Origin of the sequence: Clavibacter capsici (assembly GCF_001280205.1) — a bacterium.
GTDB lineage: Bacteria > Actinomycetota > Actinomycetes > Actinomycetales > Microbacteriaceae > Clavibacter > Clavibacter capsici.
Genome location: NZ_CP012573.1, coordinates 866,153 through 892,278, shown reverse-complemented (window position 1 = coordinate 892,278; position 26,126 = coordinate 866,153). Strand labels below are relative to the sequence as shown.

Below are 26,126 nucleotides of genomic sequence, written 5' to 3'. Positions count from 1 at the left end.
GCGCCCCCGTCCGGCGGGAGGGCTCGCCCCGCGGGCGCGGCGTCGCTATCGTCGCAGGCATGCAGCCGTCCCCCTCGCCCCGGGTCCTCGCGGTCGCGCGCGACGACGCCCACCGCTTCTCCAAGCCCGTCCGCACGTCGATCACGCTCCTCGCCGGGCTCGGCGTCGAGGGCGACGCGCACCTCGGCACCACCGTGCAGCACCTCTCCCGGAAGCGCCGCGACCCGGACGCGCCGAACCTCCGCCAGGTGCACCTGGTCCACGCCGAGCTGCACGAGGAGCTCGCGGGCAAGGGCTACGCGGTGGGCCCCGGTGACCTCGGCGAGAACGTCACGACCGCGGGCGTCCCGCTCCTCGACCTGCCGACCGGCACCCGGCTGCACCTCGGCGACGAGGCCGTCGTGGAGCTGACCGGGCTGCGGAACCCCTGCATCCAGATCGACGCGCTCGGCGCGGGCGCCATGAAGGCGGTGCTCGACCGCGACGCCGACGGCAACGTCGTGCGGAAGTCCGGCGTCATGGGCGTCGTGATCACCGGCGGCGAGGTCCGCCCCGACGACGCCGTGCGCGTGGAGCTGCCCGCGGGCGAGCAGCTGGCGCTGCAGCCGGTGTGACGGCGATCGACGTGAAGGTCCTGGCCGCCGTCGTCGCGGGATCCGGCGCGCTCGTCCTCGCCGTGGCGCTCGGCGCCGTGATGGGCGGGATCGCGGGCGAGGAGCCGGACGGCATCGGGGTGGCCTGGGCGTTCGTCGCGGCCGGCGCCGCGCTCGTCGTGATCGGCCTCGTCGTGGAGGTCGTGCGCCGGCGGTCGCTGCGGCGCTAGGCGACGTCAGCCCCGGCAGCCGCAGCTCTCGCGCACCACGAGCTTCGTGCCGAGCCGCAGGGTCACCGGATCCGCCTGCTGCGGGGCGCTCGTCGTGTCGATGAGGATGCGGGCGGCCGCGCGCCCCATGGCCTCCATGGGCTGCCGCACGGTCGTCAGCCGCGGCGTCGAGAGGAGGCCCGCGAGGATCCCGTCGAAGCCCGTGACCACCACGTCGCCCGGAACGTCCACGCCCTCCGCCCGCAGCAGGTCGACGAGCGCGAGGGCCAGCTGGTCGCTCGCGCACACGAGCGCGCGCGGCAGGCGGCCCGCCCGGAGCGCGGCCATGACGCCGCCGAAGCCGGATCCCTCGCCGAGCACGGTGTCGTCGAGCACCTCGTCCGGAGCCGGGACGCCGAGCTCCGCCAGCGCCGCCATGCACCCCTCGAACCGCTCCCGGTAGTCGCCGACGGTCGTGGCGCCCACGAAGCCCAGGTCGGTGATCCCGTGCTCGATGACGAGGTGCCGCACCAGGTCGCGCGCTCCCCCGGCGTTGTCGGACGTGACCCGGTGGTGCCCGTCGTCGGCCGGCGGGTAGCTGAAGAGCACGATCGGCATCCTGAGCGAGACGCGCGTGAGCGACGCCGCCGCGGACGGGCCCGGGAAGATCGCGAGCCCGTCGACGCGGCCGGCGGACTCCGCGACCGCGGTCGTCGTGTCGCTGCCGCGGCTGAGCATCACGGGCCGGTCGTGGGCGCGGCACTCGAGCTCGAAGCCGCGCCGCACCTCGTCGACGTAGAGCGGGAACGCGCGCGGATCCGCCGCGACCTCGCCCGCCTCGTCCCACGGGAGGAACGTGCGGCCGGGCGCGTACGGCTCCCGCTGGGCCCCGGCGTCGGCCGCCGCGGCCGGCTCGTCGGGCTCGCGCTGGAGCGGCCGGTCGATGAGGAGGTCGAACGAGTGCAGGCCGAGCGCGCCCGTGCGGCCCCGGGCGAGGCCGCGGGCGGACGCGCTCGGCATGTAGCCGATCTCGCGGGCCGTCTCGAGCACCCGCTCCCGGGTCGCCTGGCTGATCTGGTCCGGTCGGCTGAACGCGAACGACACGGTCGCGATGGAGACCTTCGCGCGTTCGGCGACGTCGTAGACCGTGGGGCGTCGGGGGCTCATGCGACCGTCCTCTCTCCTGGAAGCGTAGGCGAGGAGGGCGCGGCCGACCGAGCCCGCGGCGACCGCGGGGCGGGCACCGCCGCGATCAGGGGATCCGGAGACCGTGGTGCAGCGGGTACACCGGGTCCTCCGTGTCCGAGGGCACGTCCGTGCGCGAGGCGCGCACGGCGTCCATCGAGCGCGGGATCTCCACCGGCAGCCGCCCCACCGGCGCGACCCTGCCCGTGAGCGCGTCGAGCACGGCCGCGTCGGAGCTGCCGTAGTCCACGGCGAGCGCGGAGACGAACGGCAGCAGCGGCGTCATGATCGCCGGCCGGTCGAGGTTGACGACGACGACGAGCGGGCAACGGTCGGCGATCCGCCGCAGCCGGTGCACGAGCCCGGGCGGGAACTCGAGCGACCCCTGGTGGAACCACGCCTCGAGGAACAGGTCGGAGCGCGGCTCGAAGGGGGCGCCGAGCCGCACGATGGCGAGGTCGGCCTCCTCGGGGGTCGCGGCGGGATCCGCCCAGCCGTCGAGCGCCTCCGGCCGCAGCCCCTCGACGTGCACGCGCAGCCGCGGCCCGTCGACCGGGAGCGGCAGCGTCGGGCGCCCGTCGCGCTCCCGGTTCTCCAGCACCGTGACCGACGCGGCCTGCGCGCGGGTGCCGAGCTCGCGGAAGTCGGCGCGGCCGACGATCCGCTCGGCCGCGTCCTCGTCGACGTACGGGTCGTCGAAGAGCCCCAGCTGGAACTTCACGAGCAGCAGGCGGCGCACCGACTCGTCGATGCGCGCCTCCGTCACGCGGCCGTCCGCCACGAGGTCGAGCAGCACGTCGACGCACTCCTCGCCGCCGAACTGGTCGCAGCCCGCCTCGATGATCCGCTGCATCCGCTCGTGCGGCGTCAGCTCCTCGACGCCCCACGCGCGCGCCGGCAGCACCTGGTCGCCCACGTGGTTGTCGTTCACGAGCTCCCAGTCGGTGACCACGACGCCGTCGTAGCCGAGCTCCTCGCGCAGCAGCCCCGTGATCACCTGCCGGTTGAAGCCGAAGCCCACCGGCTCGATCTCCTCGCCGCCGCGCACGAGCCCCTCGGGCATGCCGTAGTACGGCATCATCGCGGCGGTCCCGCGCGCGATCGCCTCGCGGAACGGGCGCAGGTGGTACTCGAACATGCCGCCCGGGTACACCTGCTCGCGGCCGTAGGGGAAGTGCGCGTCCTCGCCGTCCTTCTGCGGGCCGCCGCCCGGGAAGTGCTTGGTGGTGCAGGCGACGCTCGTGGATCCGAGCGCGTCGCCCTGGAAGCCCTCGAGGTACGCGGCCGTGAACTCGGCGACGCGGTCGGCGTCGTGCCCGAGCGTCTGCGCCTGCCGGCCCCAGCGCGGCTCGGTGGCGAGGTCGATCTGGGGGTGCAGCGCCGCGCGGATCCCCACGGCCACGTACTCCTGCCGCGCGGTGTCGGCGAACGCGCGGATCGCGTCGACGTCGTCGAGGGCCGCGAGGCCGAGCGCCTCCGGCCACTGGGAGAACGGGCCCGCCGAGAAGGCGACGCCCGCGTTCTCGACGAAGGCGTGCCGCGGATCCGTGCTGACCGTGACGGGGATCCCGTGCGGCGTCGACTCCGCCAGCTCCTGCAGCCGGTTGCTCCAGCGCGCGGCCTGCCGGGCCGTGCGGATCTCGTGCACGTTGAAGTGGTTCATGGCCTTGCCCACCACGACCTCCGTGGTGCCGGACTTCGAGATCGCGCCCGGCTCCTCCTTCAGCTCGCCGTCGGCGCCCACCTCGATCACGGTCTGGAACATGAGGCCGGCCTTCTCGGCGAGGCTGAGGCGGCCCACCAGGTCGGCCGTCCGCTCCTCGGGGGTCAGCCGCGGGTCCTCGTACGGCGCCATCACCCCGTCGCCGTCGAGGTCGCGGAACCGGGTGCCGTCGGGGGCGGTGAGGAGCGTGCGCGGGGCGCGGGGCATGGGGGTCTCCAGGGGTCGGAGGCGGGAGGGGGTCACTTGAGGCCGGCGGTCGCGACGCCCTGGATGAAGTAGCGCTGCAGGAACACGAACAGGGCGAGGATCGGCGCGATCACCAGCACGGATCCGGCGAGCAGCAGGCCGTAGTCGGTCGCGTTCTGCCCGGTCGAGTACAGCGACAGCGCGATCGGCAGCGTGTACATCTGCTCCGTCTGCGCCGCGACGAGCGGCCAGAGGAAGTTGTTCCACGACGCGAGGAACGTGAGGATCCCGAGCGTCGCGAGCGGCGGCCCGCACAGCGGCATCACGATGCGGGCGAAGATGCGGAACTCCCCCGCGCCGTCGAGCCGGGCGGCCTCGATGAGCGCCTCCGGGATCCCGAGCATGAACTGCCGCATGAGGAACACCCCGATGGGCGCCGTGATGAAGGGGAGGATGAGCGCCGCGTACGTGTTCACGAGGCCGAGCCCCGAGACCATGACGAACAGCGGCACGAAGGTGACGACGCCCGGCACCATGAGCGTCACCATCACGGTCAGGAAGAGGATGCGCTTGCCGGGGAACTCCATCTTCGCGAGCGCGTAGCCGACCATCGAGCAGAACACGAGGTTGCCGAGCACCGTGACGAGCGCGACGACGAGGCTGTTGGAGAAGAACGTGCCGAAGTCCAGCGGCCCGAACCACTGGGCGAAGTTGTCCGCGACGGGATCCTGGGGCCACCACGTGGGCGGTCGCTGCAGGATCTCGCCCTGCGTCTTCACGGACCCGAGCGCCATCCAGATGAAGGGCAGGAGCCAGACGCAGAGCACGGCGGCGAGGACGAGGTAGACGATCGCGCGGGTGCGCCGGCCGCGGTCGGTGCGGCGCCGGCGGCGGGGCGGGGTGCCGGCCGCGGCGCCTGTGACGACGGCGGCCGTGGCGGCGGGGGCGGATGCGGTGGTGGTCATGCGCGTGCCTTTCAGTCCTTCGACCGCAGCAGCCGGAACTGCAGCAGGCTGAGCAGGGCGATGGCGAGGAAGAGGACGTAGCTCGCCGCGGAGGCGAGGCCGTACTCGCCGAAGCCGAACTGCCGGTACGTGTAGTACGCGACGGACAGCGTGGAGTCGAGGGGGCCGCCGCGCGTCATCACGAACGCCTCCTCGAAGAACTGCAGGAAGCCGACCGAGATGAGCACGGATCCGAGCAGCAGGGTCGGCCGCAGCAGCGGCAGCGTGACCGAGACGAGGCGGCGCCAGGGGCTCGCGCCGTCCATCACGGCCGCCTCCTGCACCTCCTCGGGCACGGCCTGGAGGCCGGCCAGGAAGATGATCATGAGGGTGCCGACGTTCCGCCAGACCGCCATCGCGACGAGCGAGGGCAGGGCCCACGCGGTGTCGCTCAGCCAGTTGGGGCCGGTGATCCCGACCACCGCGAGCGCCGAGTTGAGCAGCCCGTCCGGCTGCAGGATGTAGCGCCACACGACCGAGACCGCGACGATGCTCGTCACGACGGGCGCGTAGAAGCCGACCCGGAAGAACGAGACGATGCGGCCCCTCCCGGAGTTGAGCGCGAGGGCCAGCGCGAGCGCGGTCACCATCGTCACGGGGATCCCGACGACCACGAAGGACGCCGTCACGCCGATGGAGCGGAGGAACGTGGCGTCGCCGAGGAGCTTCGCGTACTGGTCGAGGCCGATGAAGTCGACCGCGAACGGCGAGCGGATGTCCGTGGCGCGGAAGTCCGTGAACGACATCGCGAACGAGCTGACGAGCGGCACGAGCATGAAGACCGCGAACACGGCGACGAACGGGAGGCAGAAGCCCCAGGCGATGAGCGCCTGGCGACGGCGCCGCCGGGCGACGAGCGGGGACCGGGTGCGGCCGGGACGGGTCCCGGCCGCACGCGTGACGGTGAGGGCCAACGGCTACTCCGCCGACCCGATGGAGTCCGCGTCCGACTGCAGCTTCGCCAGCGCGTCGGGCACGGTGGCGGTGCCGCGGCGGATCCGCTCGAGCGCGGAATCCGCGGCGGATCCGACCTTGACCCAGTTCGTGCTCACGGGCACCGACTTCGCCGTCTTGAGCTGCTCGCCGAAGGCCGCGAGGGTCGGGTCGCCCTGGAGCGCGGGATCCTGCCAGGCCGACTGCGACGCGGGGAGGTCGCCCGTCGCGGCGTACCAGGCCGCCTGGGTGTCCGGCTGGCCGAGCCAGCGGGCGAGCTTCCACGCGGCGTCCTGGTTCTTCGCCTGGTCGAAGACGACCAGGTTGGCGCCGCCGCTGAACGACGCGGAGGTCTCCTTCGACGGGAGCACGGCGGTGGTGAACCTCGACGCGAAGTCCGCGCCGCCGACCGCCTTCAGCTGGCCGATCTCGAAGGGGCCCTCGATGAGCATGGGCGTGGATCCGTCGACGAACGACGACTCCTGCGCGCCGGACGAGACGTCCACGTCGGGATCCGCGATGCCGTCGGCGAAGAAGCTGCCGTAGTACTCGTAGGCCTCCCGCATCTCGGGGGTGTCGAGCGTCCACTTCGCGCCGTCGGCGATCTCGGCGCCGTTCGACCACGGCATCCAGAGCGTGCCCTGGAAGGCGTCGTTGCCGGCCGGGAGGCGGATGCCGTGGGCGGCGCCGGCCTTCGTCTGCATGTCGGACGCCATCTGCTTGAGCTCGTCCCACGTCGTGGGTGCCGTCGTCCAGCCGGCCTTCGCCGCGAGGTCGGTGCGGTAGTAGAGGACGCGGGTGTCGACGTACCAGGGGATGCCGGCGGCGCGGTCCCCCACGGTGTTGGTCGCGAGGGGGCCGGGGAAGGAGCCGCTCGTGTCGACGTCGGTCGGGACGGTGGTGAGGGCGTCGGCGAAGTCCGCCATCCACGTGGTGCCCATCATCGCGATGTCCGGGGTGGTGCCGCCCGCGATGGCCGTCTGGAACTTGTTGTGCGCGGCGTCCCACGGGATCGCCGTGACGTCGACCTCGACGCCCGGGTTCGCGTCCTCGAACGTCTTCACGAAGGCGGGCAGGGCCTCGCCCTCCGCTCCCATCGCCCACATGGTGACCTTGCCGGTCGCGGGCTCGGAGCCGAGCGTGGTCGCGGCCGCGGCACCGGAGCCCTCGTCGGCCGAGCGGCCGCAGCCGGTCAGCGCGACGGTGGCCGCCAGCACGGTCGCGACCGCGCCGAGACGCATGGATGTCCTCACGTGTTCCTCCTTGAACGAAGCGCCCGCGTCGCGAGCCGGTGATCTACTTATGCGCATAAGAAGCGCAGCGCGACGAGCATCTCACGGACCCCGTGCAGGGGGCAAGCGCGGGATCCGGAGCCCGGCGCCGTGCGGGCTCCGGGCGGGGTCGCCCCGCTGTCGCCCCGCTGTCGGGCGGATGTCGTGGGCCTGTCGGGTCGGCGTCGTGGTGCGGACGGCGTCCGCCCGCCAGGCTGGGCCCATGAACGAGACACGGGTGGCGGAGCTCCGCCGCGAGCGAGGCTGGACGCAGGACAGGCTGGCCGAGGCCAGCGGGATCACGGTGCGCACGGTGCAGCGGCTGGAGGCCGGGAACGACGCGAGCCTCGAGACGCTGTCGCTCGTCGCGAAGGCGCTGGAGGTGCCCGTGCGGGATCTCTTCGGCACGGTCGGCGAGGACGGCTTCGGCCGGACGGTGTCCGCCCTCGACGACCGCGCGGAGCGCCAGCAGGAGCGGCGCGACGCGATGACGGACGCGTTCCGGTCGCTGTACTCGGGCGTGGGGATCGTCTGGACCCTGCTCGTGGTGCTCGGCATCGCCACGCGCGTGCTGCCCGGCGTCGCGGCGCTCCTCATCGGGGCGTACTGGGCGGGCGGCGCGCTGCTCTCCGGGTTCCTGCTCCGCGTGGTCGTCGGCCCGCGCCTCGACCGTGCCTACCCGCTGTCCCGCGACCGGTCGTCCGAGGAGCGGGCGGTCAGGCGCGGTCGGCGGCGTCCGGTCTGACGGCCGGGGCTCCCCCGGACGCTGCCGCCTCGGCGCGCGCCGAGCGCTCGCGGTGATCCACCCCGACCATGACGCTGCTGTCGACGCGGTCGAAGAGCTGGACGCCCACCTCCAGCTCGCCCATGTCCCATAGCACGGGGCTCGGCTGGCCCTCCATCGGCGAGCGGGACGGACCGAAGGCGCCTCCGAGGGCCGCGACGAGGGCGTCGTGGTCGCTTCGGACGCGTGGATCACGGGGGCCGCCGTGCCGCGCCAGGAAGAAGCCGACGCTCGTCAGCGCACCCGCGTGGGTGCCGTAGGACAGGTGGTGGACGGCATCGGGTCCCCCGGCCAGGGCGCGGAGGTCCGCGTCGAGGGCGTGCGCGTCGACCTCCTCCGCAGGATGCACGCAGAGGCGGGCGAGCATCCGCTCCGCGTCGGCCGGGTCGTCCGGCCACGGCGGCCTCGCGAGGGCCCGGACGAGGGCGACCACCGCAGCGGTCGCCTCGCGCGGATCCGGTGCGGCGTCGCCCACGGGGTTCAGTCGTCCGCCGGCTGCGCGCCCTGCCGCTGCACGACGACCGCGGCGGCGTCGGCCGCGACGACCAGGGCGGCCTCGCGGTCGGCGCCCGCGGCGAGCGCCGACGCCAGCGCGCCGCAGAACGCGTCGCCCGCACCCGTGGTGTCGGCGACGCGGGAGACCTTCGACGCGGGGACCTCGACGTCGCCCCACATCGCGCCCTCGGCGCCGAGGGTGACGAGCAGGGACGCCGGCGCGGGTACGCCGGACTCGCGGAGGAGCCCGGCCTCGTGCTCGTTGACGACCACGGGATCCGCGAGCGCCTGCACGTCGGCGGGCAGCGCGGCGAAGGGCGCGAGGTTCAGCACGACGCGGGCGCCGGCGGCGTGCGCGCGGCGGACGCCCTGGGCGATCGTGTCGAGCGGCAGCTCGAGCGAGGCGAGCAGGACGTCGCCCGCGGCGAGCGCGTCGAGCGGATCCAGGTGGGCCGCCTCCACGCGCGCGTTGGCGCCGGGCGCCACGATGATCGTGTTCTCGCCGTCGTCGTCCACCGCGATGACCGCGAGGCCCGTCGTGGCGTCGTCCACGGTGACGAGGCCGGACACGTCGATTCCGCGGTCGGCGAGACGGGCGCGGTAGGCGGCTCCGTCGGCGTCGTCGCCCACGGCGCCCACCATCGCGACCTCGCCGCCGGCGTCGGCCGCGGCGACCGCCTGGTTCGCGCCCTTGCCGCCCCAGAGCCGCTCGGGGTCGGAGCCCATGAGCGTCTCCCCCGGCTGCGGGTGGCGCGGGACGCGCACCACCTGGTCGACGTTGAGCGATCCGAGCACCACGACGCGGCCCATGGGCACCTGCCTCCCCCGGCACGCGGCCGGCCGCGCCCGGGTGGCGCTCCCCGCCAGGGTACCGACCGGATCCGGCGCGCCCGCACCGCCTCGTCTTCGCCGTGTACCTGGTCTCGCAGGGTCCGATCCTGCAGGCGGAGGCGCCGGTCGGCACGATGGGCCGGGTCTCGTCGCTCACGTCGACGGTGCTGGCCGGCTCGTCGCTGGTCGCCACGGTCGTGACGGCGCAGGTCCTCGCCCTCCTGCCCGTCGCCGCCCAGCCCGCCGCGTACCCGGTCGCCGTCGCGACGGCCGCGGTCGTCATGGGCGTCGCCGGCCTCGCTCTCGCCGCGGGGGCCGTCAGTCGAGGAAGAGGACCCGCAGCCGCCGCGTCGTGAAGACCAGGCCGATGGCCGTCATCACCGCGAAGTAGAGCACGTGGCCGACGATCGCGATGGAGAGCGCGCCCGTCGTGAAGCCGCGGACGAGCTCCACGGCGTGCCAGAGCGGGAGCGCCTGGATGACCGTCTGGATCCACGCCGGGTACACCGACAGCGGGTAGAAGGTCGCCGAGAACAGGAACATCGGCAGCAGGATGAAGTTGATCCAGTCCATCTGCTGGAACGTCTTCATGTAGCTCGTCACCGCCATGCCGAAGCTCGCGAAGGCCAGCGCGACGAGCACGACGGACGGCAGCGCGAGGATCGCCCACCACGAGAGGTTCAAGCCGAGCACCTGCATCACGACGAGGAAGCCCGACGAGTACACGACGCCGCGGAGCAGCGCCAGGCCGATCTCGCCGAACGCCACGTCGAGCGGCCCGAGCGAGGTCGCGAGCATGCCCTGGTACAGCTTCGAGTGGTTCATCTTGAAGAAGACGTTCCAGGTGGAGTCGTAGACGGCGCCGTTCATGGCCGAGACCGCGAGGAGGGCGGGCGCGATGTACGCGGCATACGGGACGGGCTGCCCGGTGCTCGTGGTCACGTCGCCCACGAGCGAGCCGAGGCCGATCCCCATCGCGAGCAGGTAGAAGACGGGCTCGAAGAAGCCGGAGAGGACGACGGTCCAGTTGGTGCTGCGCGTGGCCAGCAGGCCGCGGGAGAGCACCGAGCGAGCGTTGCCGGCGTAGAGCGCACGGGGTCCGCCGCGGCTCCGACGGGCGGCGGGCGCGGGGGCCGGGGCGGGCGCCGGCATCGTGGATCCGGTCATGCGCGCAGCCTCCTCGTCGCGACGCGGCGCGAGAGGGTCCAGCCCACCGCGAGCCAGAGCAGCAGGTACGCCACGTGCGCGATCGTCAGCCAGAGCGGCTCCTCCATGCCGTAGGTGGCGACCCGACCGAGCTCCGTGCCGTGCCAGAGCGGCGAGATCCAGCCGATCCACTGCAGCCACACCGGGAACTGCGTGAGCGGGAAGAAGGTGCCCGAGAACAGCGACAGCGGGGTGATGACGAAGCGCATGACCATCGCGATCTGACCGGTGTCCTGGGTGAGGGTCGCGACGTAGGCCATGAGCATCACGCCGATCGCCATGCCCGTGAGGACCGCGGCGCCGATCGCGAGGAACCCGGTGCCGAGCGGCACCGCGCCGAACAGGAGCATGAACGCGAAGTAGGCGATGCAGGTGGGCGCCATGCGGATCGCGACGCCGATGACCTGGCCGTCGACGATCTGCGCCGGGGTGAGCGGCGAGGCGTTCATCGCCTGGAACACGGGGTTCCACTTGAAGCCGCCGAAGATCGGGTAGCTGAACTCCTCGCTCGCCACCGTCATGGCGCTCGTCGCGAGGAGCGCGGGCGCGACGAACACCAGGAAGCTGACGCCGAGGGCCTGGTTCGCGTCCGTGCCGCGGTCGACGACCGTGGCGAGGCCGACGCCGAGCGCGTAGAGGTAGACGTAGGGGCTCGCGATGCCGGTGGCGAGCGCGGTGCCGAGGTAGGCGCGGATCCCGAGCAGCCGGTGCTCGGCCGCGTACCAGCCGCCGAAGCGGCGCGGGCGGACGCCGCCGGCGACGGCACGGGCGCGGTGATCGGCGCCGGTGCCCTCGGCCGCGGGTCCCCCGGCGGCGGCGCGGTCGACGACGCTCATTCGACGAGGCTCCGTCCGGTGAGGCGGAGGAAGACGTCCTCGAGGCTCGAGCGGCGGACGAGCGTGGTGATGGGCTTGAGGCCCTGCTCGAGGATCCGGCTGAGCACGGCCTCGCCGTCGGACGCGTAGACGAGCACGCGGTCGGGCAGCACCTCCACGCGGTCGCCGTACCCGGCGATCTCGCGCGACGCGGACTCGTTGCGGTCGGACCCGAAGCGCACCTCGAGCACCTCGCGGCTCGAGTGGTCGCGGATGAGGGAGGCGGGCGAGCCCTCCGCCATGATCCGGCCCTCGTCGACCACGACGATCCGGTCGCACAGCTGCTCGGCCTCGTCCATGTAGTGCGTGGTGAGCACGAGCGTCGTGCCCTGCTCCTTGAGGCGGAACAGGCGGTCCCAGAGGATGTGGCGGGCCTGCGGGTCGAGGCCCGTGGTCGGCTCGTCGAGCAGCAGGATCCGCGGGTCGCTGATCAGGGCGCGCGCGATGGTGAGCCGCCGCTTCATGCCGCCGGAGAGGTCGTCGACCTTGGCGCCCGCGCGGTCGCTGAGCTGCGCGAACTCGAGCAGCTCGTCGGCGCGCGCCGCGACCCGCTTGCGCGGCAGTCCGAAGTAGCGGCCGTAGACGATGAGGTTGTCGCGCGCCTTGAGCTCCAGGTCGAGGTTGTCGGCCTGCGGCACGACGCCCAGCTGCGAGCGGATCTCCGGGCCGTGCGTGTCGGGGTCGAGCCCGAGGATGTCCAGCGTGCCGCCCGTGCGCGAGGAGACCGCGCCGATCATTCGCATGGTCGTGGACTTGCCGGCGCCGTTCGGGCCGAGCAGCCCGAAGGACTCGCCGGGCGCGACCTCGAAGGAGAGGCCGTCGACGGCGACGTGGTCGCCGTACTTCTTCACGAGGCGGTCGGCGGTGATGACGGGGGTGGGCACGAGTCCCCAGCCTAGGGTCGGCCGGGCCTTTTCTCCATGAGCTGAATAGCTCCCGGCGGGCACGCGGCGGCCGGCGCGTAGAGTCGCCACGGCGATGCGACGCGCGCGATGGTCCGCTCGCCGGCCGCCCCGCATCACGACCGCCCGTCGGTCGTCCGCACGGCCGCCCGCGCGCCGGCACCACGATCGCACCCCACCACCCGGGAGACCACGCATGAGCACCGCCCGCCCCGAGACCGCCGCCCCGCGCGCCCGCTCCCGCAACCCGTTCGCGCGCCGCGACTCCGCCGACGACGGCCCCCGCGCGCGCTTCTCGGAGCTGCTGCCGTACATCCTCGAGCAGCGCGGGCTGATGGCGTTCGTCGTCGTGCTCAGCGTGCTCGGCGCGGCCGCGAGCCTCGCGCAGCCGCTCCTCGTGCAGCGCGTGGTGGGCGTCGTGCAGGCCGGCGGCGCGCTCGGCGCGCTCGTGTGGGCGCTCGTCGGCCTGGTCGTCGTGTCCGGGCTCCTCTCCGGCTACCAGCACTACCTGCTGCAGCGGATGGGCGAGGGCATCGTGCTCTCGTCGCGCCGCACGCTCGTGCGCCGGATCCTCCGCCTCCCCATCTCCGAGTTCGACACGCGCCGCACGGGCGACCTCGTCTCCCGCGTCGGCTCCGACACCACGCTGCTCCGCGCCGTCCTCACGCAGGGCCTCGTCGAGGCGATCGGCGGGGCGGTCACGTTCCTCGGCGCCATCGTCGCGATGTTCGTCATCGACCCGGTGCTCCTCGGCCTCACCGTGCTGGTCGTCGCCGTCTCGGTGATCGCGGTCGTGGGCCTCTCCGGGCGGATCCGCGTCGCCAGCCAGCGCGCCCAGCGCAAGGTCGGCGACCTGGCCGCGAGCGTCGAGCGGGCCATCGGCGCGATCCGCACCGTGCGTGCCAGCAACGCGACCGACCGCGAGATCCGCACCATCGAGGCCGACGCCGAGGGCGCGTGGGAGATGGGCATCAAGGTCGCGAAGGCGTCGGCCGTCGTCGTGCCGATCGCCGGGATCGCGCTGCAGGCGTCGTTCCTCGTGGTGGTCGGCGTGGGCGGGTTCCGCGTCGCGTCGGGCGCCATCGCGGTCGGTGACCTGGTGGCCTTCATCCTGTTCCTCTTCCTCATGATCATGCCGCTCGGCCAGGCCTTCGGCGCCGTGACCGCGGTCAACCAGGCGCTCGGCGCGCTCGGCCGGATCCAGGAGATCGTGAAGCTGCCCGGCGAGACCGACGGCGACGCCACGCTCGCCGGACGCCTCCGCGACGACGAGCCGGCGACGACCGACCGCACGGACGCGCCCGCCGTCGAGCTCGTGGACGTGCGCTTCGCGTACCCGGTGGCGGCCGCGGCCGACGACGACGACGAGGTCGCGGGCGGCGAGGCGCCCGCGTCCGCCGCGAGCGCCCGCGCCGACGTGGCCGACGACGCCCCCGGCGCCGACCGCACCGGCGGCGGCGTCCTCCAGGGCGTCAGCTTCCGCGCCGAGCGGGGCACGCGGATCGCGCTGGTCGGCCCCTCGGGCGCCGGCAAGAGCACGATCCTCGCGCTCATCGAGCGCTTCTACGACCCGACGTCCGGCGTCGTGCGCGTCGGCGGCCGCGACATCCGCACCCTCGACCGCGAGGACCTCCGCCGCCAGATCGGCTACGTCGAGCAGGACGCCCCCGTGCTCGCCGGCACGCTGCGCGAGAACCTCACGCTCACGGCGTTCGACGCGACCGACGAGGACTGCGTGCAGGTCCTGCACGCCGTCAACCTCACCGAGGTGCTCGCGCGCAACGAGCTCGGCCTCGACGCGCCCGTCGGCGAGGACGGGATCATGCTCTCCGGCGGCGAGCGCCAGCGCCTCGCGATCGCGCGCACCCTGCTGTCCGCCCCGCCGATCCTCCTGCTCGACGAGTCGACGTCCAGCCTCGACGGCCTCAACGAGCAGCTGCTCCGCAAGGCGATCGACGCGGTCGCCGAGCACCGCACCCTCATCGTGATCGCGCACCGCCTCTCCACCGTCGTCGACAGCGACCTCATCGTCGTCGTCGAGAAGGGCCGCGTGGTCGGCACGGGCACGCACGCCGAGCTCGTCGTCTCGACGCCGCTCTACCGCGACCTCGCGAAGCACCAGCTGCTCGTGTAGCCGCCGGCGGCGGCGCTGCCCAGGCGCGGGCCCCGGCGCTGGCGCGGGGTGGGTGTCGGCGCTGGCGCGTGGCCTCGCGTCGGTGCGCGCTCAGGCTCCCGGCGTCGGGTCCGACCGGTCGGGCGCGGTGATCCACATCTCCCGCGCCGCGAGGAACACCGGCAGGGCGACCGCGAACGCCACGAGCGGGACGAGGACGAGGTACGCCCACACGTGCCGCATCCGCAGCCGCCGCCCCTCGACGATGATGAAGACGACGCTCGCGACCGCGGCCACGAGCAGGTCCCAGGAGAGCGACGACACCGCCGGGCCGCCGGCCGACAGGTCGGCGAGGAAGTCGCGGCCCGACGTGATCACCTGGATGTTAGCGCTCCAGGTCGCGACGAGGCCGACCGCGGCGAGCAGCAGGTAGACGACGGCGAGGCGCGTGGGGCGGCGGCGGGCAGGACGTGCGGTCATGGCGGGACCCCTCTCGTGGACGACGCCAGGCTAGGCGCTCGAGCCGGCCGACGGGGGCGCCGGCCGCGACCCGCCGGCCCGGGATCCCTCAGCCAGCGGGAGCGGTGAGCGCGTAGAGCGCGACCGCGCTGGCCGCCGCCACGTTGAGCGAGTCGATGCCGTGCGCCATCGGGATCCGGACGACCGTGTCCGCCGACCGGATCGCCTCCGCCGACAGCCCCGGCCCCTCGGAGCCCAGCACGATGGCGAGCCGTGCGTGCTCCTCGGCCGGGAAGTCGCGGATCGAGACGGCGTCGGGCGTCAGCGCGAGCGCCGCCACGTGGAAGCCGGCGTCCGCGAGGGCTGCCCGCGTCTCGGGCCACTCCCCCGTGCGCGTCCACGGCACCTGCAGCACCGTCCCCATGCTGACGCGGATGGCGCGGCGGTAGAACGGGTCCGTGCAGCGCGGCGTGACGAGCACCGCGTCCGCCCCGATCGCGCCGACGGAGCGGAAGATCGCGCCGACGTTCGTGGGATCCACGACGTCCTCCAGCACGACCACCCGCCGCGCGTCCGCGAGCAGCGACGCGACGGACGGCAGCGGCGGTCGGTCGAGCGACGCGACGACACCGCGGTGCAGCACGTACCCGGTGAGCTCCGCGAGCAGCTCGCCCGGACCGGTGAACACGGGGACGTCGCGGTCGCCGACCAGCGCCAGCGCCTCGTCCACCGTGCCGCCGAGCGCGAGGACCGACCGCGGCGCGTGCCCGGCCCTCAGCGCCCGCTCGAGCACGAGCGCGGACTCCGCCAGGTAGATCCCGTGCCCCGCGCCCTCGGCCTTGCGGAGCGCGACGTCGGTGCGGTGGCTGTAGTCGGCGAGCCGCGGATCCGCCAGATCCTCGATAGGGACGACGTGCGCCACTAGGAGGCGAACGGGTCGGGCGTGAGCGTGTACTTCGTGTTCAGGTACTCGTGGATCCCCTCGAGCCCGCCCTCGCGGCCGAGCCCCGACTGCTTCACCCCGCCGAACGGCGCCGCCGCGTTGGAGATGACGCCCATGTTGAGGCCCGTCATGCCGGTCTCGAGCCGCTCGATCATGCGCTGGCCGAGGGCGAGGTCGCGCGTGAAGACGTAGGAGACGAGGCCGTACTCGGTGTCGTTGGCGAGGCGCACGGCGTCGTCCTCGTCGTCGAACGGCACGATCGCGACGACGGGCCCGAAGATCTCCTCGCGCAGGATGTCGCTGCCCTCGGCGACGCCCGTGACGAGGGTCGGCGGGTAGAAATGCCCCGCGCCCTCCCGCGGCGCGCCGCCCGCGCGCACGGTCGCGCCGCGCTCGACGGCGTCGCGCACGAGCCGGTCGGCCTTGTCGACCGCGCGGCCGTCGATGAGCGGGCCCACCGTCACGCCCTCCTCCGTGCCGCGCCCGATCTGCATGGCGTCGATGCGCTCCTGCAGCCGGTCGGCGAACGCGTCCGCGATGGACGCCTCCACGATGAAGCGGTTCGCGGCCGTGCACGCCTGCCCGACGTTGCGGAACTTCGCCGCCATGGCGCCCTCGACGGCCTTGTCGAGGTCGGCGTCCGCGAAGACCACGAACGGCGCGTTGCCGCCCAGCTCGAGCGACACGCGGAGCACGTTCTCGGCCGCCTGCGCCCCGAGCTGGCGGCCGACGGGCGTGGATCCGGTGAAGCTCAGCTTGCGCAGCCGCGGGTCGGCGATGATCGGACCGGTGACGCCCGCGGCGTCCGTGGTGGGGATCACGTTCAGCACGCCCGCCGGCAGCCCCGCCTCCGCCAGCAGCTCGGCGAAGCGCAGCGTGGTGAGCGGCGTGAGGTCCGCCGGCTTGATGACGACGGTGCAGCCGGCCGCGAGCGCGGGCGCGATCTTGCGGGTCGCCATCGCGAGCGGGAAGTTCCATGGCGTGATGAGGAGCACCGGACCGACCGGGTGCTGCGAGACGATCATGCGCCCCGTGCCCTCGGGGTTGACGCCGTAGCGGCCCGTGATGCGGACGGCCTCCTCGGAGAACCAGCGGAGGAACTCGCCGCCGTACGTGACCTCGCCGAGAGACTCGGCGAGCGGCTTGCCCATCTCGAGCGTCATGAGGAGCGCGAACTCGTCCTTGCGCTCCTGCAGGAGGTCGAACGCGCGGCGGAGGATCTCGCCGCGGACGCGGGGAGCGGTGGCGGCCCAGTCCGCGGCGGCCTCCGCCGCGGCGTCGAGGGCGCGCATGCCGTCGGCCGGGCTCGCGTCGGCCACGCGCGCGATCACGGCGTCGGTCGCCGGATCCCGCACGTCGAACGCGGCGCCGCCCTCCGCGTCCACGCGCTCGCCCCCGATGAGGAGCGTGGTGGGCGTCGCCGACAGGAGGTCGGTCTCGGTGGATGCGGTCATGCTGTCCTCGCTTCGTCCGTGGTGGTGATGGTGCGCGTGCTGGCGGCCGTCAGTCGGCCGGCCCCTCGACGATCTCCGCCCCGGCGTCGCGGAGCCGGTCGAGGGCCGCCGCGCTGGTGGCCGGCGCCACGCCCGCGACGAGGTCGGCGATGACCCGCACGCGCTTGCCCTGGTGCACGGCGTCGAGCGCCGAGGCCAGCACGCAGTAGTCGGTCGCGAGGCCCACGACGTCGATGTCGGTGATGTCGTGCAGCTCCAGCAGGTCCGCGAGCGGCACGCCGTCCTCCGTCGTGCCCTCGAAGATCGAGTAGGCGGGGGCTCCCTGGCCCTTGCGGAGGTGGAAGTCGACGGCGGTCACGTCGAGGTCGGGGTGGTACTCGGCGCCGCGGGTGCCCTGCACGCAGTGCTCCGGCCAGGTGGTGGAGAAGTCGGGCACGGTGCCGGCCGCGGCGAAGTGCCCGCCGTTGTCGCCGGTCGCCTCGTGCCAGTCCCGGGACGCGAGGACGTGGTCGTAGCGGTACGGCTCCTGGGCGAGGAGCCGGGTGATCCCCCGCGCGACGTCGCCGCCGCCCTCGACGCCGAGCGCGCCGCCCTCCGTGAAGTCGTTCTGGACGTCGATGATGAACAGTGCCCTCGTCATGCGCCGCTCCTTCCCCGGGACGGGCCCGGTGCCGTGGTCCGGCGGCCCGGGACCGGGCCGCGCGTCACTCGTCCCCCAGGTCCGCCCCGCAGCGGTAGGTGCCCGCCGCGAGCGCGTCGAGGGCGATCTTCGCGTCGCCCGTCACGTTCCCGATGGCGTAGAACGCGAAGGCGAGCTTGGTGCCGTCGGCCGCGTCGACGATGCCGGCGAGGGTGTAGCCCGTGTCGATCCAGCCGGTCTTGGCCACGACGTGCCCGCGCGCCACGGCGCTGTCGCCCGTGAAGCGGCCGGCGAGGGTGCCGGTGCGGCCCGCGACGGGGAGCCCGTCGTGCAGGTAGCCGAGCGACTGCTGCCGCTGGTCGACCTGGATCATGAGCTGCGCGAGCAGCGACGGCGGCACCCGGTTCTCGGGGCTCAGCCCCTGCCCGTCGACGATGCCGAGGGTGGAGGTGTCGAGGCCGTACGCCTGCAGCGCCTTCGGGATGCCCGTGGCGAGCGACTGCTGCGTGCTCCCGGCGCCCACCTGGATGCTCACGAGCCGCGCGAGCGACTCGGCGAGCACGTTGTCCGAGTTGATGAGCGCGGTCTGGATGAGGGACGAGACCGGCTGCGACTCCACCTTCCCGAGCACGGCCGCTCCCGCGGGGGCCGTGCCCTGGGTGACGTCGGCCGATCCGCCGAGCATGGAGCGGAACGTGCTGCCGACGCGAGCCAGCGGGTCCTCGCTGCGCGCCGACACGACGGCCACGGGGTCCGCCCGGTCGGCGTCGAGCTGCAGCGGCGTCATGAAGCTCGAGTACCCGGCCTTGCGCTCGCTGGCGGCCCACGACGGGATCCACGTGTCGCCGGAGAAGAGCGAGGTGTCGAGCACGATGCGGGTGATGGGCGTGCCCGCCGTGGCCGGATCCGCGGCCCAGGCCGCGCGGACCTGCTGCGCGAGGTCGCTGAGGCGCGGGGCCCCCGGGTAGACGGAGCTGCCCGAGGTGAGACGGGAGAGCGTCGGGTCGCCGCCGCCGACCAGGACGACCGTGCCCGGCTCCGCCCCGCGGACGACGGTGGTGGCGATGCGGTGGTCCGGCCCGAGCGCGGCGAGGGCCGCGGCCGACGTGATGACCTTCATGACGCTGGCCGTGCGCTCCGGCGTGCTGCCGTTCCGGTCGAACAGGACGCGACCGCTCGCGACGTCGCGGACCTGGCCCTCGAAGGTGGCGAGTCGCGGGTCCTTCGCGAGGGAGGAGATGGAGCACATGCGGAGGTCGCGGGCGGCGGCCGGGGCGGCGGGCGCGGGACGCGCGGGATCCGCGGTGGGCGTGGGGCTCGGCGTGGGCGTCGGGTCGGCCGTGGCGGCGACGCTCGCGGACGCGCTGCCCGCCCGGCCGGTGAGCGCTCCCGCGCCGACGGATCCGGCGGCGAGCACGGCGACGACGGCCACGGCGGCGGTCACGGTGCGCGCCCGACGGCGGTCCGCGCTTCGCGTGGTGCGGCGCGAGGCGCCGCGCGAGGCGCCCGGCCCGGTGCCGTCGGCGCGCTCGTGCTCGGGGCCGTCGGCGGGGGATCGCATGGGGCCATGTTAGACGCCGTCCCCGAACGGGGGCCGGCATGGCGGGGTGCACGGGACGGGCACGGACGCGGCGACCTGGGGAGGACGCGACCCGGAGTCGGACGCACGACACGACGCACCGGATCGGGACCGGACGTGCGACGCGGGTGGCGTGATGGAGCCGCCTGTCAGAATCGAACTGACGACCTTCTCATTACGAGTGAGATGCTCTACCGACTGAGCTAAGGCGGCCCGGCCCGGACTCAGCGAGTACCGGGCACGAGTAGAGAGCATACCGGATCCGGAGGGCCCTCCCGCACACGCGACGCCGCGCCGACCACGGGGCGCCGCCCTCGCCGCGACGTCAGCCGCAGCTGGTGCCTGCCGCCGGCGGGTCCCCGCCGAGCAGGTACCCGTCGACCGCCGCGACGATGCAGGGATCCCGCTCGTCGTAGGCGATGTGCCCCTCGCCCTCGTAGGTGAGGAGGACGCCCGAGGAGAGCTGACCGGCGAGCGCCTGCGCCCACGAGTACGGGGTGGCGGGGTCGCCCGTCGTGCCGACGACCACGATGGGCGCCGCGCCCTCCGCCGACACGGGCGCCGGCGCCTGGCGCGCCGCGTACGGCCAGTTGCCGCACAGCGGATCCGGCACGCCGTCCCGGGACGTGTCGTCGTCGGCCAGCTCGCCGCTCGCGGCCCGGATCTCGGCCGCCTCCCGGACGAGCACGGCCGGATCGCGCTCCACCGGGTAGTCGACGCACTGGATGGCGAGGAACGCCTCGTAGAAGTTGCTCGCGTAGCTGCCGTCCGGGCTGCGGCCGAAGTAGGAGTCGGCGAGCGCGAACGCCGTGGCGGACTCGCCGCGCAGCGCCTCGGCGAACGCCGTCGTGAGCGCGGGCCACTGGCGCTCGCTGTAGAGGGCGGAGTCGATCGCGCTGCGCATGACCTGGCCGTCGAGCTCCCGCCCGTCGCGGCCGCGCAGCGGGCTCTGGTCGAGGCGGTCGAGGAGGGCGGACGCGGTCTGCACGCCCTCCTCGACGGACCCGCGGAAGGGGCACCCCTGCCCCGCGAGGCAGCCGGCCATGTACGACTCGAACGAGGTGCGGAACCCCTGGGCCTGCGCGAGCAGGACGTCGAACGAGGTGGCGGACGGATCCGTCGCGCCGTCGAGCACCATGCGCCCGACGTGCGTCGGGAAGTCCTGCGCGTACTGCGCGCCGATGCTCGTGCCGTACGAGTAGCCGAGGTAGTTCAGCTGCGGATCCCCCACCAGGGCGCGCAGCATGTCCAGGTCGTGCACGGTGCTCTGCGTGTCGATGAACTCGAGCAGCGAGCCGGACCGCGTCGCGCACGACTCGGCGAAGGACCGGGCTGCCTGCTCGAGCTCCTCGTCGTGCTGGGGCGTACCCGGGGGCGCCTCCGTCTCGCCGTAGAGGAAGGAGTCGAGCTGGGCGTCGTCGACGCAGTCGACCGCCGTCGAGGCGCCGACGCCCCGGGGATCCCAGCCGACCACGTCGTAGGCGTCCTGCAGGTCGCGCGAGACCGCCTGGTCGACGCCGGCCTTCACGAAGTCGACGCCAGACGCCCCGGGACCGCCCGGGTTCACGAAGAGCGATCCGCGCGGTCCGCCGGAGCCGCGCGCGGTGTGCCGGGTGAGGGCGAGCTGGATGTCGGTGGCGGGATCCGGCGCGGACCAGTCGAGCGGCGCCGTCACGGTGGCGCACTGGGCGCCGTCCTCGCAGGGCGCCCACGTGATGGCCTGCTCGTAGTAGCGGGCGAGGTCGGGAGCCACCTCCTCCGTGGTGGGGCTCGACGTGGAGCTCCGCGGCTCGGGCACGGGGATCAGGCCGCATCCGCTCAGCGCGACCGCGGCGGCGGCCAGCACCGCTCCCAGCGCCCCGGCGCGGCGGAGCGCCCCCGGGCGCGTGCGCCGGCCCGTCACGCGACGCCCGCCGAGCGCGTGCGGGTGATGGAGACGAGCATGGCCTCCAGCGCGAGCGCCGGGGAGACGTTGCCGTCGATCCGGCGGCGGGCGACGCCGACCGCGTCGAGGACCGCGAGCGATGCCGCGGCGGACCCGGCCTCGGCCGCCTCGGCGATGCGCGGCGCGATGGCCTCGTTCACCTGCGGCAGGTCGGCGCCCAGCTGGTGGAGGAGCACGTCGCGGTGCAGGGACATGAGGTCGACGAGGATCCGGTCGATGCCGTCCCGGAGACTCCGGGTGGCGCGCCGCTTCTGGTCCTCCTCGAGCTGCCGGATCTGCGACCGCAGCTGCGGCGGGATGGACCCGCCCTCCTGCACGCCGAGGGATCGCAGCGCGCGCTCGCGCTCGTCGGCGTCGCGCTGCACCGTGAACGCCTTGGCGTCCTGGCCCGCGAGCTCGAGCATCGCGGCCGCGGCGCGCACGGCGTCGCCGACAGTGCGGATGCCGAGCGCGAGCTCGAGCGTGCGGCTGCGGCGCTCCCGCGCCTCCGCGTCCGTGGCGAGGCGGTGGGCCATGCCGATGTGGCTCTGCGCCTCGCGGGCCGCACGCGTCGCGGTGGCCGCGTCGACGCCGTCGCGCCGGCGAATCAGCGCCGCCACGTCCTCGACGGACGGGATCCGCAGCCGCACGCTGCGCACGCGCGAGCGGATGGTGGGGATCAGGTCGGCCTCGCTGGGCGCGCAGAGGATCCAGATGGTGCGCTCCGGCGGCTCCTCGAGCGCCTTGAGCAGCAGGTTCGAGGTGCGCTCGGTCATGCGATCCGCGTCCTCGACCACCATGACCCGGTAGCGCCCCACCGACGGCGAGTACTGGGACGACGTGACGAGCGCCCGCACCTCGTCGATCGCGATGATGACGCGCTCCGTCGCGAGCACGCCGAGGTCGGGGTGGCTCCGGGCGGCGACCTGGCGGGCGGTGGCGGCGTCCCCCTCCGGCGTGCCGTCGCTGAGCAGCGCGGTCGCGAACGCGTAGGCCAGGTTCGAACGGCCGGATCCCGGAGGACCGGTGATGAGCCAGGAGTGCGCGAGCGCGGTGCCGCTGGCGTCGCGGGCGGTGGCCCGCGGGCTGCTGGCCGCGGCGAGGAGCGCGACGGCCTCGGACTGGCCCGTGAGCTCGTCCCAGATGGCGCGCCCGTCCGGGCTGGCGGGCGTCGCCACGGCCGGATCCGTCGCCTCGTCGCTCATGCGCGCGCCCCCGCCTCGAGGAGCGCGGCGGCCCGCGTGCGGATCACGTCGGCGATCTCCTCGCGGGGACGCGCGGCGTCGACGACGAGGAAGCGGTCGGGCTCGGCCTCGGCGAGCCCGAGGAACGCGTGGCGGACGCGCTCGTGGAACTCCCCGCGCTCGGCCTCGAGCCGGTCGAAACGGGTCCGGGCGGCGTCGAGCCGGATCCGGGCGGCCGCCTGGTCGAGGTCCAGCAGGACGGTGAGGTCGGGCAGGAGCCCCTCGGCCGCCCAGAGCGACAGCTCGCAGATCTCGCCGGCGTCGAGCACCCGCCCGGCTCCCTGGTAGGCGACGGACGAGTCGAGGTAGCGGTCCTGCAGGACCACGGCGCCCCGCTCGAGGGCGGGCCGGACGACCGTCTCGATGTGGTGCGCGCGGTCGGCCGCGTAGAGCAGGGCCTCCGCGCGAGGGGCGATGTGGCCTCGACGGTGCAGCACGATCTCGCGGATCTCCGCCCCCAGCTCGCTGCCTCCCGGCTCGCGGGTGACGACGACCTCCCGGCCCTGGCCCTCCAACCACTCCCGGAGGAGCGCCGACTGCGTGGACTTCCCCACGCCGTCGCCGCCCTCCAGCGTGATGAAGACGCCGGTCACGTCGCGTCGGACGCCGTCATGGCGGCAGCGGCTGCGGCCCTGTTGGCGGCCCGCGTGGCGGCGGCCTTCGTGGCGGCGACCGACCTGGCGGACGGCGTCGCGGCAGTCGCCGTCTTCGCCGTGGTCGTCTTCGCCGCCGTCGTCTTCGCGGTGGTCGTCTTGGCGGCCGCGCCGGCGCGCGGCTTCGCCGGGGCCTTCGCCTTCGCGGGCGCCTTGGCCTTCGCCTTGGCCGGGGCCTTGCCCCTGGGCTTGGCGGGTCCCTTGGCGCGCTTGTCGGCGAGGAGCTCGACGGCCCGGTCGAAGTCGATGTCCTCGACGGACTCGCTCTTCGGGATCGTGGCGTTGGTCTCGCCGTCGGTGACGTAGGGACCGAAGCGGCCGTCCTTGACCTTGATGCCCTTGCCGCTCACCGGATCCGCGTCGAACTCCTTGAGCGCGCTGGAGGGACGGCGGGCTCCGTACTTCGGCTGCGCGAACACCTCGAGGGCCCCGGGGAGGTCGATCTCGAAGATCTGCTCCTCGCTCGTGAGCGAGCGCGAGTCCGTCCCCTTCTTGAGGTACGGCCCGTACTTGCCGTTCTGCGCGGTGATGGGCGTGGACGTCTCGGGGTCCTCCCCCACGACGCGCGGGAGGTCGAGCAGTCGCAGCGCCGTCTCGAGGTCGACCGTCGCGAGGTCCATCGACTTGAAGATGGAGGCCGTGCGGGGCTTGACCGCCGCCGCCTTCTTCGCGGCGGTCTTCTTCGCCGGCGCCTTCTTCGCGGGTGCCGCCGTGGTCGTCGCGGGGGCGCTCTCGAGCACCTCGCCCGTCGCCGTGTCGACGGCAGCCGGCGCCTCCTCGGGCTCGGGGTCGAGCTCGGTGACGTAGGGGCCGTAGCGCCCGTCCTTGGCGACGATGCGCTTGCCGTTGTCGGGGTTGATCCCGATGACGCGGTCGGTGACGACCGGGGCGTCGATGAGCTCCCGCGCCTTCGCCGACGTGAGCTCGTCGGGCGCGAGGTCCTCCGGGAGGTTCACGCGGCGGGGGGTCGCGTCCTCCGCGGCTCCCTCCTCGTGCACCTCGAGGTACGGCCCGTACTTGCCGATGCGGAGCGTGATGTCGTCCGCGATCCGCAGCGAGTTGATCTCCTTGGCGTCGATCTCGCCGAGGTTGTCGATGGTGGGACGCAGGCCCTTGTGGGCCTGGTTCCCGTAGTAGAAGCCCTTCAGCCAGTCGACCCGCTCGGCCGACCCGTCCGCGATGCGGTCGAGGTCGTTCTCCATGCCGGCGGTGAAGTCGTACTGCACCAGCTCCGTGAAGAACTCCTCGAGCAGCCGGACCACGGAGAACGCGATCCAGTTCGGCACCAGCGCGGTGCCGCGCGGCGTGACGTAGCCGCGGTCGACGATGGTCGAGATGATGGCGGCGTACGTGGACGGGCGCCCGATGCCGAGCTCCTCGAGCGTCTTCACGAGGCTCGCCTCCGTGTAGCGCGGCGGCGGGCTGGTCTCGTGGCCCTTCGCGTCGACGTCGACGAGGCGCAGGTCCTGGCCCTTCTTGAGGTCGGGCAGCTTGGCCTCGCGCGGCTCGGCGGCGCCGTGGCGCTCCTCGTCGCGGCCCTCCTCGTACGCGGCCAGGAAGCCGCGGAACGTGATGACGGTGCCCGAGACCGCGAACTCGGCCACCTCGCCGGAGGACGTGGGCCCCGCGGCGATGACGACCGATGCGGTGGATCCCTTCGCGTCCGCCATCTGCGACGCGATGGTGCGCTTCCAGATGAGGTCGTAGAGCTTGTGGTCGTTGCCGCGCAGCGTCGAGGCGAGCTGCTGCGGGGTGCGGAACGTCTCCCCGGCGGGGCGGACGGCCTCGTGGGCCTCCTGCGCGTTCTTACTCTTGCCGGCGTAGAGGCGCGGCTTGTCGGGGACGGTCTCCGGACCGTAGAGCTCGGCCGCCTGCTTGCGCGCCGCGTTGATCGCCTGCTGCGAGAGCGAGGGCGAGTCCGTGCGCATGTAGGTGATGTAGCCGTTCTCGTACAGCGACTGGGCGACGCTCATGGTCTGCCGGGCGGAGAACCGGAGCTTGCGCGCCGCCTCCTGCTGCAGGGTCGACGTGGTGAACGGGGCGGCCGGTCGCCGCGTGTACGGCTTGGACTCGACGCTCTGCACCTTCAGCGGCACGGACGGGTCGCGCAGCGCCTCGGCGAGCGACTCCGCGGTGCTCGCGTCGAGCGGACGCGAGTCGTTCTTGAGCGCGCCCTTGTCGTCGAAGTCGCGACCCGTGGCGATCCGGGCGCCGTCGATCCGCACCAGGCGCGCGTCGAAGGGCAGCTCCTGCTCGAGCGGCGAGAGCGACGCGGTGAGGTCCCAGTAGGTGGCGGTGACGAACGCCAGGCGCTCGCGCTCCCGGTCCACCACGAGCCGGGTGGCGGCGGACTGCACGCGACCCGCGGACAGGCCCGGGCCGACCTTGCGCCAGAGGACGGGCGACACCTCGTAGCCGTAGAGGCGGTCGAGGATGCGTCGCGTCTCCTGCGCATCGACGAGGGCCGTGTCGATGTCGCGCGTGCTGTCGCGTGCGCGCTCGATGGCCTCCTTGGTGATCTCGTGGAACACCATGCGCTTGACCGGCACCTTCGGCTTCAGCACCTGGAGGAGGTGCCACGCGATGGCCTCGCCCTCGCGGTCCTCATCCGTCGCGAGGAAGAGCTCGTCGGCGTCCTTGAGGGCCCGCTTGAGGTCGGCGACCGTCTTCTTCTTCTGGTCGCTGACGACGTAGTACGGCTCGAAGCCGTTCTCGACGTCGACGGAGAACTTGCCGAGCGTGCCCTTCTTGAGCTCGGGCGGCAGGTTCTTCGGCTCGATGAGGTCGCGGATGTGGCCGACGGACGCCTGCACCTCGTATCCGCTGCCCAGGTACTGGGCGATCGTCTTGGCCTTGGCCGGCGACTCGACGATGACCAACTTCTTCGTGCCGGGCACGTGACTCCTTATATATGCGTTCA

The 26,126-nt window shown here is 73.7% G+C and carries 24 protein-coding genes and 1 tRNA gene; 5 read left to right on the top strand and 20 right to left on the bottom strand.

Going from position 1 to position 26,126, the window contains the following annotated elements; translation table 11 throughout:
* Positions 1–59: 59 nt before the first annotated feature.
* Positions 60–614: an MOSC domain-containing protein gene (locus tag AES38_RS04305; protein ID WP_053773935.1), complete on the top strand. Its 555-nt coding sequence runs from the start codon at positions 60–62 to the stop codon at positions 612–614.
* The gene (locus AES38_RS04300; RefSeq protein ID WP_244629232.1) at positions 611–823 is read left to right on the top strand and encodes a hypothetical protein; all 213 of its coding nucleotides are present in this window, start codon (positions 611–613) and stop codon (positions 821–823) included. The genes AES38_RS04305 and AES38_RS04300 overlap by 4 nt, the downstream gene beginning before the upstream one ends.
* A 6-nt stretch (positions 824–829) precedes the next feature.
* On the opposite strand, the gene AES38_RS04295 is transcribed toward AES38_RS04300, so the two are convergent.
* The 5 genes from AES38_RS04295 to AES38_RS04275 form a co-directional block, all read right to left on the bottom strand.
* The gene (locus tag AES38_RS04295; protein WP_053773934.1) at positions 830–1,969 is read right to left on the bottom strand and encodes a LacI family DNA-binding transcriptional regulator; all 1,140 of its coding nucleotides are present in this window, start codon (positions 1,967–1,969) and stop codon (positions 830–832) included.
* Between the two features lie 85 nt (positions 1,970–2,054).
* A complete protein-coding gene (locus tag AES38_RS04290) occupies positions 2,055–3,917 on the bottom strand; it encodes a glycoside hydrolase family 3 protein (protein WP_053773933.1) in 1,863 nt (620 codons plus the stop codon).
* 32 nt (positions 3,918–3,949) lie between these two features.
* Positions 3,950–4,861 (bottom strand): carbohydrate ABC transporter permease, encoded by a 912-nt coding sequence (locus AES38_RS04285; RefSeq protein ID WP_053773932.1) that lies wholly within the window; start codon positions 4,859–4,861, stop codon positions 3,950–3,952.
* A gap of 11 nt (positions 4,862–4,872) precedes the next feature.
* Positions 4,873–5,814, bottom strand: a complete 942-nt coding sequence (locus AES38_RS04280) for a carbohydrate ABC transporter permease (RefSeq protein ID WP_053773931.1) — start codon at positions 5,812–5,814, stop codon at positions 4,873–4,875.
* A 3-nt stretch (positions 5,815–5,817) separates the two neighbouring features.
* Complete coding sequence (locus AES38_RS04275; protein ID WP_053773930.1) at positions 5,818–7,086, bottom strand: extracellular solute-binding protein; 1,269 nt, start codon at positions 7,084–7,086, stop codon at positions 5,818–5,820.
* Between the two features lie 241 nt (positions 7,087–7,327).
* On the opposite strand from AES38_RS04275, the gene AES38_RS04270 reads away from it, so the two are divergent.
* The gene (locus tag AES38_RS04270) at positions 7,328–7,849 is read left to right on the top strand and encodes a helix-turn-helix transcriptional regulator (RefSeq protein WP_053773929.1); all 522 of its coding nucleotides are present in this window, start codon (positions 7,328–7,330) and stop codon (positions 7,847–7,849) included.
* Here the strand turns inward: AES38_RS04270 and AES38_RS04265 are convergent.
* Together AES38_RS04265 and AES38_RS04260 are read right to left on the bottom strand one after the other, a co-directional pair.
* The gene (locus AES38_RS04265) at positions 7,821–8,363 is read right to left on the bottom strand and encodes a hypothetical protein (RefSeq protein WP_053773928.1); all 543 of its coding nucleotides are present in this window, start codon (positions 8,361–8,363) and stop codon (positions 7,821–7,823) included. The genes AES38_RS04270 and AES38_RS04265 overlap by 29 nt on opposite strands.
* Positions 8,364–8,368: 5 nt before the next feature.
* Complete coding sequence (locus AES38_RS04260; protein ID WP_244629231.1) at positions 8,369–9,193, bottom strand: ribokinase; 825 nt, start codon at positions 9,191–9,193, stop codon at positions 8,369–8,371.
* Between the two features lie 101 nt (positions 9,194–9,294).
* Between AES38_RS04260 and AES38_RS04255 the strand changes: the two genes are divergently transcribed.
* Complete coding sequence (locus AES38_RS04255; RefSeq protein ID WP_053773926.1) at positions 9,295–9,570, top strand: hypothetical protein; 276 nt, start codon at positions 9,295–9,297, stop codon at positions 9,568–9,570.
* Here AES38_RS04255 and AES38_RS04250 read toward each other — a convergent pair.
* Genes AES38_RS04250 through AES38_RS04240 form a run of 3 tightly spaced genes read right to left on the bottom strand, consistent with a single transcriptional unit; the run spans position 9,533 to position 12,179 of the window.
* A complete protein-coding gene (locus tag AES38_RS04250; RefSeq protein WP_081001835.1) occupies positions 9,533–10,381 on the bottom strand; it encodes an ABC transporter permease in 849 nt (282 codons plus the stop codon). The two genes, AES38_RS04255 and AES38_RS04250, sit on opposite strands and share 38 nt — an antisense overlap.
* The gene (locus tag AES38_RS04245) at positions 10,378–11,256 is read right to left on the bottom strand and encodes an ABC transporter permease (RefSeq protein ID WP_053773925.1); all 879 of its coding nucleotides are present in this window, start codon (positions 11,254–11,256) and stop codon (positions 10,378–10,380) included. The genes AES38_RS04250 and AES38_RS04245 overlap by 4 nt, the downstream gene beginning before the upstream one ends.
* The gene (locus AES38_RS04240) at positions 11,253–12,179 is read right to left on the bottom strand and encodes an ABC transporter ATP-binding protein (RefSeq protein WP_053773924.1); all 927 of its coding nucleotides are present in this window, start codon (positions 12,177–12,179) and stop codon (positions 11,253–11,255) included. Before AES38_RS04240 ends, AES38_RS04245 begins: the two co-directional genes overlap by 4 nt.
* Before the next feature lie 214 nt (positions 12,180–12,393).
* Here AES38_RS04240 and AES38_RS04235 point away from each other — a divergent pair, with 214 nt between their 5' ends.
* Complete coding sequence (locus AES38_RS04235) at positions 12,394–14,331, top strand: ABC transporter ATP-binding protein (protein WP_053773923.1); 1,938 nt, start codon at positions 12,394–12,396, stop codon at positions 14,329–14,331.
* A gap of 90 nt (positions 14,332–14,421) precedes the next feature.
* On the opposite strand, the gene AES38_RS04230 is transcribed toward AES38_RS04235, so the two are convergent.
* The 10 genes from AES38_RS04230 to topA all read right to left on the bottom strand — a co-directional run bounded on the left by AES38_RS04230 (position 14,422) and on the right by topA (position 26,103).
* Positions 14,422–14,790, bottom strand: a complete 369-nt coding sequence (locus tag AES38_RS04230) for a DUF2834 domain-containing protein (RefSeq protein ID WP_053773922.1) — start codon at positions 14,788–14,790, stop codon at positions 14,422–14,424.
* Positions 14,791–14,878: 88 nt separating this feature from the next.
* Positions 14,879–15,691 (bottom strand): TrmH family RNA methyltransferase, encoded by an 813-nt coding sequence (locus tag AES38_RS04225; RefSeq protein ID WP_053773921.1) that lies wholly within the window; start codon positions 15,689–15,691, stop codon positions 14,879–14,881.
* Positions 15,691–17,166, bottom strand: coding sequence for an NAD-dependent succinate-semialdehyde dehydrogenase (locus AES38_RS04220; RefSeq protein ID WP_053773920.1), 1,476 nt, complete (start codon positions 17,164–17,166; stop codon positions 15,691–15,693). The genes AES38_RS04225 and AES38_RS04220 overlap by 1 nt, the downstream gene beginning before the upstream one ends.
* Positions 17,167–17,215: 49 nt before the next feature.
* On the bottom strand, positions 17,216–17,806 hold the full coding sequence (locus AES38_RS04215; protein ID WP_053773919.1) for an isochorismatase family protein: 591 nt from the start codon (positions 17,804–17,806) through the stop codon (positions 17,216–17,218).
* A 64-nt stretch (positions 17,807–17,870) separates the two neighbouring features.
* Complete coding sequence (gene dacB / locus AES38_RS04210) at positions 17,871–19,367, bottom strand: D-alanyl-D-alanine carboxypeptidase/D-alanyl-D-alanine endopeptidase (RefSeq protein WP_256998857.1); 1,497 nt, start codon at positions 19,365–19,367, stop codon at positions 17,871–17,873.
* Between the two features lie 155 nt (positions 19,368–19,522).
* Positions 19,523–19,598, bottom strand: a tRNA-Thr gene (locus AES38_RS04205).
* A 112-nt stretch (positions 19,599–19,710) separates the two neighbouring features.
* Positions 19,711–21,288, bottom strand: a complete 1,578-nt coding sequence (locus AES38_RS04200) for an alpha/beta hydrolase (RefSeq protein WP_053773918.1) — start codon at positions 21,286–21,288, stop codon at positions 19,711–19,713.
* Positions 21,285–22,514 (bottom strand): DNA polymerase III subunit delta', encoded by a 1,230-nt coding sequence (locus AES38_RS04195; RefSeq protein ID WP_053773917.1) that lies wholly within the window; start codon positions 22,512–22,514, stop codon positions 21,285–21,287. Before AES38_RS04195 ends, AES38_RS04200 begins: the two co-directional genes overlap by 4 nt.
* The gene (gene tmk / locus AES38_RS04190; protein WP_053773916.1) at positions 22,511–23,146 is read right to left on the bottom strand and encodes a dTMP kinase; all 636 of its coding nucleotides are present in this window, start codon (positions 23,144–23,146) and stop codon (positions 22,511–22,513) included. Before tmk ends, AES38_RS04195 begins: the two co-directional genes overlap by 4 nt.
* Positions 23,143–26,103 (bottom strand): type I DNA topoisomerase, encoded by a 2,961-nt coding sequence (gene topA, locus AES38_RS04185; RefSeq protein WP_053773915.1) that lies wholly within the window; start codon positions 26,101–26,103, stop codon positions 23,143–23,145. The genes tmk and topA overlap by 4 nt, the downstream gene beginning before the upstream one ends.
* Between the last annotated feature and the right edge of the window lie 23 nt (positions 26,104–26,126).

Excerpts from the sequence above, each read along its gene's own strand:
- AES38_RS04305 (WP_053773935.1), top strand. The coding sequence starts at position 60 with ATGCAGCCGTCCCCCTCGCCCCGGGTCCTCGCGGTCGCGCGCGACGAC.
- AES38_RS04295 (WP_053773934.1), bottom strand. The coding sequence starts at position 1,969 with ATGAGCCCCCGACGCCCCACGGTCTACGACGTCGCCGAACGCGCGAAG.
- AES38_RS04290 (WP_053773933.1), bottom strand. The coding sequence starts at position 3,917 with ATGCCCCGCGCCCCGCGCACGCTCCTCACCGCCCCCGACGGCACCCGG.
- AES38_RS04285 (WP_053773932.1), bottom strand. The coding sequence starts at position 4,861 with ATGACCACCACCGCATCCGCCCCCGCCGCCACGGCCGCCGTCGTCACA.
- AES38_RS04270 (WP_053773929.1), top strand. The coding sequence starts at position 7,328 with ATGAACGAGACACGGGTGGCGGAGCTCCGCCGCGAGCGAGGCTGGACG.
- AES38_RS04260 (WP_244629231.1), bottom strand. The coding sequence starts at position 9,193 with ATGGGCCGCGTCGTGGTGCTCGGATCGCTCAACGTCGACCAGGTGGTG.
- AES38_RS04250 (WP_081001835.1), bottom strand. The coding sequence starts at position 10,381 with ATGACCGGATCCACGATGCCGGCGCCCGCCCCGGCCCCCGCGCCCGCC.
- AES38_RS04245 (WP_053773925.1), bottom strand. The coding sequence starts at position 11,256 with ATGAGCGTCGTCGACCGCGCCGCCGCCGGGGGACCCGCGGCCGAGGGC.
- AES38_RS04235 (WP_053773923.1), top strand. The coding sequence starts at position 12,394 with ATGAGCACCGCCCGCCCCGAGACCGCCGCCCCGCGCGCCCGCTCCCGC.
- AES38_RS04230 (WP_053773922.1), bottom strand. The coding sequence starts at position 14,790 with ATGACCGCACGTCCTGCCCGCCGCCGCCCCACGCGCCTCGCCGTCGTC.
- AES38_RS04220 (WP_053773920.1), bottom strand. The coding sequence starts at position 17,166 with ATGACCGCATCCACCGAGACCGACCTCCTGTCGGCGACGCCCACCACG.
- AES38_RS04215 (WP_053773919.1), bottom strand. The coding sequence starts at position 17,806 with ATGACGAGGGCACTGTTCATCATCGACGTCCAGAACGACTTCACGGAG.
- dacB (WP_256998857.1), bottom strand. The coding sequence starts at position 19,367 with ATGCGATCCCCCGCCGACGGCCCCGAGCACGAGCGCGCCGACGGCACC.
- AES38_RS04195 (WP_053773917.1), bottom strand. The coding sequence starts at position 22,514 with ATGAGCGACGAGGCGACGGATCCGGCCGTGGCGACGCCCGCCAGCCCG.